The sequence below is a fragment of the Larkinella rosea genome (assembly GCF_003858635.1).
Classification (GTDB): Bacteria; Bacteroidota; Bacteroidia; order Cytophagales; family Spirosomataceae; genus Larkinella; species Larkinella rosea.
In genome coordinates, this window is the sequence record NZ_RQJO01000008.1 from 1,658,255 (window position 1) to 1,670,146 (window position 11,892).

Annotated in this window: 13 protein-coding genes; 10 read left to right on the forward strand and 3 right to left on the reverse strand. The window is 50.0% G+C overall.

Annotated features, from left to right (window positions below; genetic code table 11):
- Positions 1-4: 4 nt before the first annotated feature.
- The 3 genes from nagA to EHT25_RS15495 all read right to left on the reverse strand — a co-directional run bounded on the left by nagA (position 5) and on the right by EHT25_RS15495 (position 2,601).
- Positions 5-1,162, reverse strand: coding sequence for an N-acetylglucosamine-6-phosphate deacetylase (gene nagA, locus EHT25_RS15485; RefSeq protein ID WP_124875968.1), 1,158 nt, complete (start codon positions 1,160-1,162; stop codon positions 5-7).
- A 74-nt stretch (positions 1,163-1,236) separates the two neighbouring features.
- Positions 1,237-1,989, reverse strand: coding sequence for a shikimate dehydrogenase family protein (locus tag EHT25_RS15490; RefSeq protein WP_124875969.1), 753 nt, complete (start codon positions 1,987-1,989; stop codon positions 1,237-1,239).
- Between the two features lie 63 nt (positions 1,990-2,052).
- On the reverse strand, positions 2,053-2,601 hold the full coding sequence (locus EHT25_RS15495; protein ID WP_124875970.1) for a hypothetical protein: 549 nt from the start codon (positions 2,599-2,601) through the stop codon (positions 2,053-2,055).
- A 160-nt stretch (positions 2,602-2,761) separates the two neighbouring features.
- On the opposite strand from EHT25_RS15495, the gene EHT25_RS15500 reads away from it, so the two are divergent.
- The 10 genes from EHT25_RS15500 (at position 2,762) to EHT25_RS15545 (ending at position 11,826) form a co-directional block, all read left to right on the forward strand.
- The gene (locus EHT25_RS15500; protein ID WP_124875971.1) at positions 2,762-3,967 is read left to right on the forward strand and encodes a GlmU family protein; all 1,206 of its coding nucleotides are present in this window, start codon (positions 2,762-2,764) and stop codon (positions 3,965-3,967) included.
- 99 nt (positions 3,968-4,066) lie between these two features.
- Positions 4,067-5,212: a DNA polymerase III subunit gene (locus tag EHT25_RS15505; RefSeq protein ID WP_124875972.1), complete on the forward strand. Its 1,146-nt coding sequence runs from the start codon at positions 4,067-4,069 to the stop codon at positions 5,210-5,212.
- Positions 5,209-5,685, forward strand: a complete 477-nt coding sequence (locus EHT25_RS15510) for an ATP-dependent zinc protease family protein (RefSeq protein WP_124875973.1) — start codon at positions 5,209-5,211, stop codon at positions 5,683-5,685. The genes EHT25_RS15505 and EHT25_RS15510 overlap by 4 nt, the downstream gene beginning before the upstream one ends.
- Positions 5,686-5,751: 66 nt before the next feature.
- Complete coding sequence (gene rimK / locus EHT25_RS15515; protein WP_124875974.1) at positions 5,752-6,654, forward strand: 30S ribosomal protein S6--L-glutamate ligase; 903 nt, start codon at positions 5,752-5,754, stop codon at positions 6,652-6,654.
- Between the two features lie 433 nt (positions 6,655-7,087).
- The gene (locus EHT25_RS15520) at positions 7,088-7,900 is read left to right on the forward strand and encodes an oxidoreductase (protein WP_124875975.1); all 813 of its coding nucleotides are present in this window, start codon (positions 7,088-7,090) and stop codon (positions 7,898-7,900) included.
- Between the two features lie 4 nt (positions 7,901-7,904).
- On the forward strand, positions 7,905-8,474 hold the full coding sequence (locus tag EHT25_RS15525) for a Crp/Fnr family transcriptional regulator (RefSeq protein WP_124875976.1): 570 nt from the start codon (positions 7,905-7,907) through the stop codon (positions 8,472-8,474).
- 270 nt (positions 8,475-8,744) lie between these two features.
- Complete coding sequence (gene hemC, locus EHT25_RS15530; RefSeq protein WP_124875977.1) at positions 8,745-9,668, forward strand: hydroxymethylbilane synthase; 924 nt, start codon at positions 8,745-8,747, stop codon at positions 9,666-9,668.
- A 26-nt stretch (positions 9,669-9,694) separates the two neighbouring features.
- Complete coding sequence (locus EHT25_RS15535) at positions 9,695-10,138, forward strand: GNAT family N-acetyltransferase (protein WP_124875978.1); 444 nt, start codon at positions 9,695-9,697, stop codon at positions 10,136-10,138.
- A gap of 53 nt (positions 10,139-10,191) precedes the next feature.
- Entirely contained in the window at positions 10,192-10,905 is a 714-nt protein-coding gene (locus EHT25_RS15540) for a peptidylprolyl isomerase (protein ID WP_124875979.1), read from the forward strand.
- A gap of 21 nt (positions 10,906-10,926) precedes the next feature.
- The gene (locus EHT25_RS15545) at positions 10,927-11,826 is read left to right on the forward strand and encodes an SDR family oxidoreductase (RefSeq protein ID WP_124875980.1); all 900 of its coding nucleotides are present in this window, start codon (positions 10,927-10,929) and stop codon (positions 11,824-11,826) included.
- The last annotated feature ends 66 nt before the right edge of the window (positions 11,827-11,892 follow it).

The following is an 11,892-nucleotide window of genomic DNA, read 5'->3' on the forward strand; positions in this document are numbered from 1 at the left end:
TTTTTCAGGAAGAAGCCGTTTGGTAAAATTGCCCGTTTGTCAGCACCTGAGAAACCGCCAGGTCGTTATCCAAAACCACCAGATTTGCGGCAAAACCGGGCTGGATTTTCCCCAGCGAATTGCCCAGTCCAATAATTTCGGCCGGAATCGTCGATGCCATGCGAAAAACCTCGGCGGCTTCCAAACCCACGTGCCGGATGCAATTCTGAACGGCGTTCAGCAGGGTAATCGACGAACCGGCCAGTTTGCCTTCGTGGTTCGTGTATCGCCCGTTTTCATAGTAGAGCGTAAAATCATCGAACGCGTAGGTCGGCTGGGGCGGATTGGCAAAAATAGCGTCCGAAATCAGGAACAACCGCTCGCCGAGCAGGCGCTTGGCAATCCGGATCGTGGCCCAGTCGCAGTGAAAACCGTCGGCTACAATGCTGGCCCGCACCGCCGGATGGTCAAAAACCGCCCCGACCACGCCCGGTTCGCGGCTTTCGAACGGACGCATGGCGTTATACAAATGCGTCGCCAGCGTAATCCCGTTAGCATACGCTGCCATAGCTTCCCGATACGTTGCATTGCTGTGGCCCAGCGAAAGCAGGATTGATGTAGTTTGGGCTTGACTCACCAGTTGAACCAGTTGTTGAGAATGGAAGATTTCGGGTGCAATGGTCAGCATCCGAATGGTATCACGCCCTTTTTCAAAAAGCATATCCAACTCCGCTTCGCCAGGTTGCCGAACGTACTGGAGACTGTGGACACCCCGCTTCTCGGGGTTGATATACGGCCCTTCCACGTGCAATCCCAGTACCCCGTTCGGGTTCGTTTGCCGTAGGTTGCCCACCGCTTCAATGGCGTTCAGAATAACATCCAGTGAGGTTGAATAGAGCGTAGGCAGAACCGATGTCGTCCCGTTTTTCAGGTGGGTCTGGTAAATGTGCGATACGGTTTCGGTCGTTGGCGCTTCATTCAGGAAAACGTCGGAACCGCCGTACACCTGTAGATCGACAAAACCGGGAATCAGCCATTTTTCCTGCAAATCAATCGTTTCCGAACCCGCCAGTTCGCCGGTTGAGATTTCCTGAATCAAACCGTTCGACACCCGAACGAATGCGCCCGATAAAATCGTGTTTCCGGTAAAAACCGTGGCATTTTTGAGCGTAACTTCCTGCATGGTTTATCGCTCTGACAGTGCCGGGCCGTCGCTACGGTCGGAGACCCTGTCAGCGGTATTTCTGAGTTGAATTGTTACCGATTCCAGATTTCCCAGGCTTTCTCGGCTTGCAGATGCAGCATCGGCAAACCATTGTGTGTCGTGGCACCGTGTTCACGACCCAACTGCAAAAACCGGGTTTCGGCCGGGTTGTATACCAGATCATATAACAAATGCCGATGCGTCAGCATGCCGTACGGAATGGCCGGACTGGCTTCGGTATTCGGATAGGTTCCGACCGGTGAGGTGTTGATAATCAAGCGGTATTCTTCCAGAATTTCCGGGCTGATGGCGTCGTAAGCCAGTGCCTCGGCGGTTTGCTGACGGGAAATCAGCCGGTAGCGAATCTGCAAATCGGTGAGGGCGGTGGTCACGGCTTTGGCCGCTCCGCCGTTGCCGAGCACCAGTGCCTGAAGTATATCCGGGATAATCTCGAGCGATTTCAACCAGTCTTCCAGCGATAAACGAAAACCGTAGTAATCGGTGTTGTAGCCGATTTTTCGACCATTCGGGAGAATCCGGATCGTGTTGACGGCACCAATGCGACCCGCCGAAGCCGGGTCGAGTTCATCCAGAAAAGGAATAACGGCCTGTTTGTGCGGAATCGTAACGTTCAGCCCGACCAGATCGGGAATCGAAGCGATTAGTTCCGGGAAAGCCGTCGGGTCGGGCAGCTCGAACAAATCGTAACGACTGTCCGGAATGCCTTCTTTCGCGAACTTTTCAGTAAAATATTTCTGGGAAAACGAGTGAGTAAGCGGATACCCAATCAGTCCGTAACGGCGCATAAAATGAAATAAATCGGTTGCCCAAAGCTACGACCAAAACCGATAGGGCCGCCAAAAAACCGATTAAATTGCGCCGTTGACCACCACCGAAAAAATGGCATCCTGAATCCGGATGGTGTCGGGCCGCGACCGGCCGGGCGAATCACTTTCCGGATCGATAACGAAGGTCGCGTTCAAGTGCCCTTCCAATTCGTGGCTGCTTGGGTTATAAGCATCGATCGTTACTTCGTTTTTTTCCGTTTTTGAGCTAATCAGATTGTACCGATCGCCGGTCGAATTATCGCCAAGGCGGGTATAGATCCAGGCCGACAGCGGAGTTCCGTTGAGGGCATCCCAATGGATGGGTTGCAGTGGGTAAGTTCCGGGTTTAGCTGGTAATTGGTTGATACTTAGCCAGTCAACTTCGCCACTGGTGCGAAACGTACCGCATTCTTCTACCATCACATTGATGCTGTCGCGGTTGGAAAACGTTGCCGTTGAAGCCGCCGACCATTCTTTTTTATTCTTCAGCGCCATGAAATTTCCGCAGCCGGGCAGTTGAGGAACGCCGATTTTCTTGTTGTCGCAGTTGAGTAAAAGACCAATTAAAGAGACTAATAAAATATTTTTCATTTGTGGTATGGGCGGGAATATGCAAATTTTCCTACAATGACCATTTAGACGGTGAAATGGTTTAAAAGACACATGAAAAAATTAAAGTAGCCGATAAAAACCGGGGCGTCGCTTTTCCCGATTAATCTCGGATATTTGCAATCAGACTGTTGAGTAATTTATGTACAACCTGATTTTATTTGACGATCCGACGATCCGTACGGCTTTATTGCCTTTCACGTTTACCCGGCCTGTGAGCGAAATCCGGATCGGTATCTGCACGATTACGGAAAAATGGGCCCAACAACTTCAGACAAAACCGTCGTTTCTCACCGAGTTGTACCTGCAAATAAAATATCCGCGTCTGGTAACGCAAGACGGTTTTTTCGTAAACGGTGCAATTTGCCCTACCAAATCGCTTATTAATGCATTAAATGGCCTAAAACCGGGTGTTGGTCTGGTAACACCGGATGGTTTGCTCGTCGCTTTGCGCAGCGAAAAATTGCTTTCGTCAGTTCCTTCCGTAGCGGACGCCGACACGGTCGCAGTCTTCGACGAACCGCTGACGATCATCCGAAATCTGCCGGATCTATTTGCCAATAATGCCGAGCAGATTCGGGCCGATTTTGAACGGTTGACGGCGGGCCGAACCTCGCAGGCCATCACCGATCCGCACACCCGGTGTTATGCACCCGAAAATATTTTTGTAGAGGAAGGCGCGGTGATTCGGGCGGCTGTCCTGAACGCCGAAAACGGGCCAATCTACGTTGGCAAAAACGCGATGATTCAGGAAGGTACGGTGATGCTCGGGCCGTTTGCGCTCTGCGATCACGCGACGGTGAACTGGGGCGGAAAAATGCGGAGCAACACCACGATCGGACCGTATACCAAGGTGGGTGGAGAAATCAGCAATTCGGTTTTTTTCGGCTACAGCAACAAAGGCCACGACGGTTTTCTGGGCAATTCGGTCATCGGGGAATGGTGCAACCTCGGGGCCAATACCAACAACTCCAATCTGAAAAACGATTATACCAACGTCAGTTTATACAGTTACGCCACCGGGCAGTTTGAAAACACCGGGCGGTTATTCTGCGGCCTGATGATGGGCGATTACACGAAAGTCGGCATCAGCACGATGTTCAATACCGGCACGGTGGTGGGCGTCAATGGTAATGTGTTCGGAGCCGGTTTTCAGCCTAAATACATTCCATCGTTTTCGTGGGGCGGTGGTGCCGAAGGTTTTACAAACTACCGGTTGGAAAAAGCGTTGCAGGTGGCCCGCGAAACCATTGGCCGCCGGGGGCGGGTGTTTGACGAAGTAGAGGAAACTATTTTGCGGGAAGTGCATCGGATGGAAGTCGAGCGGAGTAAAGGAGGAGAGGAGTAAGGGAGTAAAGAAAAAGCAGACAGCAACTTAAACAGGATGAAAGCAGAAAAGGGTGGAGAATGCTCTCCATTCTTCCCTTCCTTCTTTCCTCCTCTGATTATGCAATTCAGCGAAATTATCGGACACGACGATACGAAGCGGGCGTTGACACGGGCCGTGCAAACCAATCACCTCGCCCACGCCCAGCTTTTCGACGGTCCGCCGGGTAGTGCGAATCTGGCGCTGGCGCTGGCGTTTGCAACGTTCATTAACTGCGAAAACCGCCAGGAATTGGCGGATGGACTGGCCGATTCCTGCGGGAAGTGCCCGTCCTGCACCAAAATGAACCGCCTGGTCCATCCGGATATGTCGGTTGTTTTCCCGGTAGCGGGTAGCAAAGTGACCAGCGAAACGTTCATGGCCGACTGGCGCAAGTTTGTGGGGCAGCATCCCTACCGCGTGCTGGACGAGTGGCTGGCGGCCATTTCCATCAAACAGGGCAACATTCCGGTCGAGGAAGCCCGCGAACTGGTGGGCAAACTGTCGCTGAAAGCCTACGAGGGCGAATACAAGATTGTGTTGATCTGGTGCGCCGAAAACCTGCATACGGCCACAGCCAACGCCCTGTTGAAACTGCTGGAAGAACCGCCCGCCCGGACGCTTTTTCTGGTGGTCACCAATCAGGCGGATAAGTTGCTGATTACGATTTTATCGCGCACCCAGCGCGTGGCCGTTCGGGCGTTTACCGACGAAGAAGTGACCACCCATTTGCGCCAGCACCTGAATGTGCCCGAAAAGCGCGCCCGGCAACTGGCGTATCTGGCCGACGGCAATCTATCGGAAGCCATTCGGATGTCGGAGGAGGAGCCGGAAAAAAACGAGGGCGAACCGGGCGCGGACCGGCATGGGTGGTTTGCCGAGTGGATGCGGTTTTGCTACCGGCAGGATTTGATCGCGCTGGTGAAACAGGCCGACCAGTTCGATGCGCTGGGGAAAGAAAAACAACGCGGGTTGCTGGACTACAGCCTGAGCCTCTGCCGGGATCTGATTTTGTGGAAACATGGCGTCAATGAACTGTTGCGACTCCCCGACGAAGAACGTACGTTTGTGGAAAATTTTGGCAAAGTACTCGAACCCGAACACCTCGAAAGCATGGTCGGTCAGCTGAATGAAGCGGTTTTTCATATTGAACGAAACGTACGGGCCAAAATGGTGATGATGGATTTGTCGCTGCAGTTCAGCAGCTTGATTCGTAACGGGAAATGAAAACACCGACGAAGAAGATTTCGGTCGATCGCCCGAAAGAGGTCATCGGTTTTTCGGACCGCATTGATTTTCCGGATCTGGGCTGGTCCGATGTCGAAGCCAAAATCGACACCGGGGCCTACACCTCCGCCCTGCACTGTACCGACGTAAAGCTGGTGCCAATCGGCGATAATTCCCGTTTGCATTTTACGCTGGTGGGGCCACGGGGTAAGAAAAAAAAGCAGTTTGTCACCGATCTGTTTCAGTACAAAACCGTCAAAAATTCATTTGGTCAATCCGAAAAACGGTTTGTGATCCAAACCCGCGTGCTGATCATGGGTCGGCTGATTCGGGCCGAATTTTCGCTGGCAAACCGGGGAACGATGCGCTTCCCGGTGTTGTTAGGTCGCAAACTATTGCGCAACAAATTTGTTGTTGACGTATCACTGCAAAACGTTTCGTACCAAATGAAACAACAGAATCCGCCTTCCTGACGTTGGTCAAAGGTTCGGGTTTGTTCTTCTCAGATTCTACTCCAAACGACTTTCCATCTTATTGATATGCGCATTGCTATTTTGTCGACCAATCCTGAATTGTACTCGACGCAGCGGTTGGTAGAAGCCACTCAAAAACATGGACATGAACCCGTCGTGATCGACCATTTGCGGTGTCAGGTGATGATCGAAGGCGGTAAACCGGAGGTTCTTTACAAAGGCCGTCCACTGGAAGAAATCGACGCCATCGTGCCGCGTATCGGGGCTTCGGTTACGGATTATGGCTGTGCGGTGGTTCGGCAATTCGAGATGATGAAAGTCTTCACGACCGCTCGTTCGCAGGCCATAACTCGCTCGCGGAATAAACTGCGGAGTTTGCAGGTACTATCAAAAGCGGGCGTGGGGCTGCCCAAAACCGTATTCGCCAAACATCCCAAAGATGTCGACCAACTGATTGAACTGGTGGGCGGGCCGCCGGTGGTCATCAAATTACTTGAAGGCACACAGGGAATGGGTGTGGTCCTGGCCGAAACCGCCAAAACCGCCAAGTCAACGATCGAAGCGTTCTACGGCCTGAAGGCAAATGTACTGATTCAGGAGTATATTGCCGAGGCAAAAGGGGCCGATATCCGGGCGTTCGTCGTGGGCGGCAAAGTGGTCGGAGCCATGAAACGCCAGGGAAAAGAAGGCGAATTTCGCTCGAACCTGCACCGGGGCGGCAGCGGTAAGTCGGTGGAACTGTCGTCCGACGAAGAATGGACGGCGGTGAATGCCGCCAAAGCGCTTGGTTTGCGGGTGGCCGGGGTCGATATGCTGCAATCGCAGCGGGGGCCGCTGGTGCTGGAAGTTAACTCATCGCCGGGGCTGGAAGGCATCGAAAAAACGACGGGCATCGACATCGCCGGTCAGATTGTTGAATACATTGAAGAAAAAATTCCCACCGATGAAATCGATACGGTGGGCGTGTAAATAGTTAATGATGAGTTATGAATGATGGATTACAAATCCTTGGTCTGTGTCTACATAGACCAAGGATTTAGACACAGGCCACTTTTACGGGCTCGAGGGCCTTGGAATAGCCTTCACTCGCGGCACGCGAGCGACAACGGGTTAAAGATGAAGACCAGCCGCTAACAGCGGTTTTGTGCAAGCAGGGCTGACAGTCATGGGCAGGACATTTGTAATTCTATTTTGCCTTTGGTTATATATTTGAGGCTGGCGTTCCCCAAATTCCCAGCTTGGCACAAAGCCCAAAACCGCTAGCTGCAAGGCAAGGAACTGACACCTAAAAAGCAGCCATTACTATTTATTTACAACAGAATTCACTTTTTGCCAAATGACAAATACTTCTATCATTTATTGAGACAGCTTTGCACCATTAAGTTATTTTAAAAATAAAAAAATGGTAAAGACAGTTTTAGTAACGGGAGCTTCGGCAGGAATTGGAAAAGCAACTGCAATTTATTTGGCTCAAAACGGCTATAATGTTTACGGTGCAGCACGTAGAATAGAGAAAATGCAAGACTTAAAAACAAGCGGCATAAAACCAATTTCTTTGGACCTTAGCAAAGAAGAAAGCCTTGTTGCTTGTGTTAATCAAATTATAAAAGAAGCAGGAAGTATTGATATTTTAATCAACAATGCAGGTTCGGGCTATTATGGAGCTTTAGAAGATATGCCTATCTCTGACGCAAAATATCAGTTGGAAGTAAATGTTTTCGCTGTAGCTCGTTTGATACAATTAGTGTTGCCGATTATGAGAAAAAACAACTACGGCAAAATTGTAAACATTTCATCAGTAGGTGGTAAGGTAACATTGCCAATGGGCGTATGGTATCACGCAAGTAAATTCGCCATTGAAGGATTGAGCGATGCGCTTCGTAAAGAAGTTAAGTCGTTTGGTATTGATGTAATTGTGATTGAGCCAGGCGGAACAAAATCGGAAATGACAGGTCTTGGAACTGAATATTTGAACCGGGTTTCGGGCAATACTGCCTATACCCATTTGGCGAAAGGCGTAAGTAAAATGTATGCGGAAACTGCAAAAAATGCTTCAGACCCAATTGTTATCGCAAAACTCATCAAAGAAGGAATTGAGGCAAATAACCCCAAAACAAGATATGTCGGTGCTTCCGGAGCTAAACTTATGCTATTTTTGAGAAAACTTCTATCTGATAAAATGTTTGACAAATTGGTAATGAGCCAAATGAAATAAAAGTATGGAAGCATTAATCAATTATATATTGCAGTTCGGTAATTTGAATAAACAGCAAATTGAATTTATTACAAATAAAGCAACAGAATTAGAGCTTCGTAAAGAAGATTATTTTTCGGAAGCGGGCAAAATTGCAAAACAAGTTGGGTTTATTTTAAATGGAATTATCCGGGTTTGTTATTACAACAATAAAGGCGAAGAGATTACCAATTATTTTATTGAGGAAAATAATTTTGTTGTGGACTTGGATAGCTTTGATAACGAAATTCCATCAGCAGGCTATGTACAAGCTATCGAGGATTGTAAGCTCATTGTATTTTCCAAACACAGTTGGGAAGAAATTGCGAACACAATTGTGGGTTGGGAAGGCATTGTGAACAAAATCGTAAAAAAATCTTTAATCCAAAAAATAGAAAGAAGGAGCCCTTTAGTTTCAGAAAATGCGACTACACGCTATCTGGCGTTTATGGAAAAATACCCAAAACTTATAAATCGCATTCCACTTTCTTATTTGGCTTCGTATTTAGGCGTTACTCAATCTTCATTAAGTAGAATAAGAAAAAATGTACGTTAACTGTACTTGTCAAGACTTAATCTGAGAAATGGTGTAAATTTATTTCACCCTTTAGCAGATCAAGTTACGATGACTACGCAAGATAAGATCATCAAAAACAAGCTCCGTTGTCGCTCGCGTGTCGCGAGTGAGAATTATAGGGGAGGGCCTCCGGCCTGCCAATAGCGTGTTGCCCACCGCCCCCGTGGCGTTTTCGTTGGTCGGCAAGCAATTCTTGAATAACTTGCCGCCTTTATTTCAGATACGGTTTTTTAAAGGGGATTTCAACCCATGAACATAAAAATTGGAACGCGCGGCAGCAAGCTGGCGCTTTGGCAGGCGTATTACATTCAGGATTTGCTAAAAACCGCTCATGTTGATTCGGAACTGGTTTTGATCGATACCAAAGGCGACCAGATTCTGGATCGGTCGTTGTCGAAAATTGGCAGTAAAGGCGTTTTTACGCAGGAACTGGAAGACCAGCTTCGGGCCGGAACCATCGATATTGCCGTTCACAGTGCTAAGGATTTGCAATCGTCACTGCCGGAGGATTTGTCTATCATTGCTTTTACGGAACGCGAACGGGTCAACGACGTGCTCGTGAGCCACGATAAAAGCCTGTCGCTGGCGGGTGGCCGCGAGTTTGTGGTAGGCACTTCATCCACACGCCGGGTGGCCATGCTGAAGCATTTTTGTCCGCACATCACCACGGTCGACATGCGGGGCAATCTCCAGACCCGCTTACGAAAACTGGAAGAAGGCCAATGCGATGCCTTGCTGTTGGCCTACGCGGGTGTTCACCGAATGGAATACGACGATCTGATTGCCGAATACCTGCCCATTCAGGATTTTACGCCCGCTGTGGGGCAGGGGAGTGTTGCGATTGAAGCGGCCTCCACCTTACCGATCGATAAACGGAACATTGTCCGTCAACTCACCAATCATGCGCCAACCGAAGCCTGTCTGAAAGCCGAGCGGGCGTTTTTGCGCCGACTGGAAGGCGGTTGCAGCATCCCGGTTTTTGGTTTGGCAACCCTCGAAAACGACGAATTGACGCTGACGGGTGGGGTGGTTCGGCTGGACGGCAGCGAGTTGCTGCGCGACCGGTTCAGCGGCCCGACGAGTGATGCCGAGCAAATTGGTCACGACCTGGCCGAAAGTATTTTAGCCAAAGGTGGGGATGAAATCTTGCGTGCGGTTCGCCAAAACTTGTAACTTGTCGGCCAGATCCTCCGCCAACCATGATTAAAATTGCCCAAACGGAAGCTGACGTTCAACGCTGTATTCCCGCCATGCTGGCCCTGCGTCCGCACCTGACCGCAGAAAAAGCACTGGAACAGATCGTATTCATGCAGGAAAATGACCGGTACGTCGTGGCTTTCGTCGATAACTCCGACCGGAACCCGGCCGAAACCGTGGCACCTGCCGCCATTGGATACCGGTATATGAACCTGCTTTTCAGCGGAAAAACCCTCTACATCGACGATTTATCGACCCTGCCCGACCAACGCGGAAACGGCTATGCCGGGCAGTTGCTCGACTTTGTGATCGACGAAGCCCGAAAGGCGGGCTGTAGCGTGGTGACGCTCGATTCCGGCCACAATCCGCAGCGGTACGATGCCCACCGCTTGTACCTCAACAAACGGTTTAACATTGTCAGTCACCATTTTGCGTTGAAATTGTGAAGCAGACAAGAGACGTGGGACAAAAGAATAAAGAGAGATCCAATCCATTGACTATGCGGCTATTTGTCTTGCTAGTATGCCTTTTGGTAATCGCACCGGTTCTGGCGAAAAAACCGTCCAAACGGAAGGACTATCTGGTGACGATCCATACGGATTTCGGAATCATGCGGTTAATTCTGTATGACCAGACGCCGAAGCATAAGGAGAATTTTATCAAACTGACCAACGAAAAATTTTACGACGGATTGCTTTTCCACCGGATTATCCAGAATTTCATGATTCAGGGTGGTGATCCGGAGTCGCGGACGGCCAAAACCGAACAGATGCTGGGCAACGGCGATGTGGGTTACACGATTCCGGCGGAGTTTGTCCCCGAATTATTCCACAAAAAAGGAGCGTTGGCGGCAGCCCGCAACAACAATCCCGAAAAAGCGTCGAGCGGTTGCCAGTTTTACGTGGTGCAGGGCCGGGTCTGGAACGATGAGGATTTCCAGAAACAGACCGAGCGGATTGCACAACTGAAAGGCCGCCAACCAACCGAAGCCCAGAAACAAGTCTATAAAACACTCGGCGGAACGCCCCATTTAGACGGTAATTATACGGTTTTTGGCGAGGTTATTGACGGTCTGCCCGTGGTGGACAGCCTGGCCAAACAACCCGCTAATCCATTAAATCGCCCCACCAAAGACCTGCGCATGACGGTTTCGGGCGAGTGGATGAAAAAGAAAAAAATCACGAAACAGTTTGGCTATACCTATCGGAAATAAGAAAGTCACCACACATAATTTATGAAAAAACGAATTCTCATTACCGGTTCCAACGGGCTGCTTGGGCAGAAATTAGTTGATTTACTAACGCAGCAACCTGCTGTTGACTTGATTGCCACAGCGCGTGGCGCCAATCGGTTACCCCGTTCTGATGCGTACAGCTATCAGTCAATGGATATTACCAACCGGCAGCAGGTTCTTGACGTAGTGGGTGAAACCAAACCGGATGTGATTATTCACACGGCGGCCATGACCAATGTGGACCAGTGTGAGTCGGAAAAAGAGGCCTGTTGGGCGCAGAATGTGCTGGCGGTGGAATACCTGGTGGAAGCCAGCCGGATCAATAATGCCTTTTTACTGCATGTTTCGACGGATTTTATTTTCGATGGTGCCGCAGGTCCATACAGCGAAGAAGCCGAAGCCAACCCGATCAGCTTCTACGGATGGAGCAAATATGCCGCCGAAAAAGCCGTTATTCATTCGGGTATCAAATGGGCAATTGCCCGGACGGTTCTGGTCTACGGCATCGCCCACGACATGAGCCGGAGCAATATTATTCTGTGGGTGAAGAAATCGCTGGAGGACGGAAAAACCATCAAAGTGGTAACGGATCAGTGGCGCTCACCGACACTGGCAGAAGATCTGGCTCTGGGCTGCTGGCTGATTGCCGATCAGAAAGCGGAAGGTATTTATAACATTTCCGGGAAAGATTTTTTGACGCCCTACGAAATGGCCATCAAAACCGCCGATTTCTTCCAGCTCGATAAGTCGCTCATTACCCAGGCCGATTCGTCGACTTTTACGCAACCGGCCCGACGGCCTCCGCGTACCGGTTTTGTGCTCGATAAACCGCGTCGCGTGCTGGGTTACGAACCGAAAAGTTTTGAAGAAGGAATAGCGGTTCTGGCCGCGCAGCTATAGATTCGGTTTTCGGTTTACCGTTTTCGGTTGGCTGACGCGTTCTAGTGATAGCTTGCGTCAGTCAAC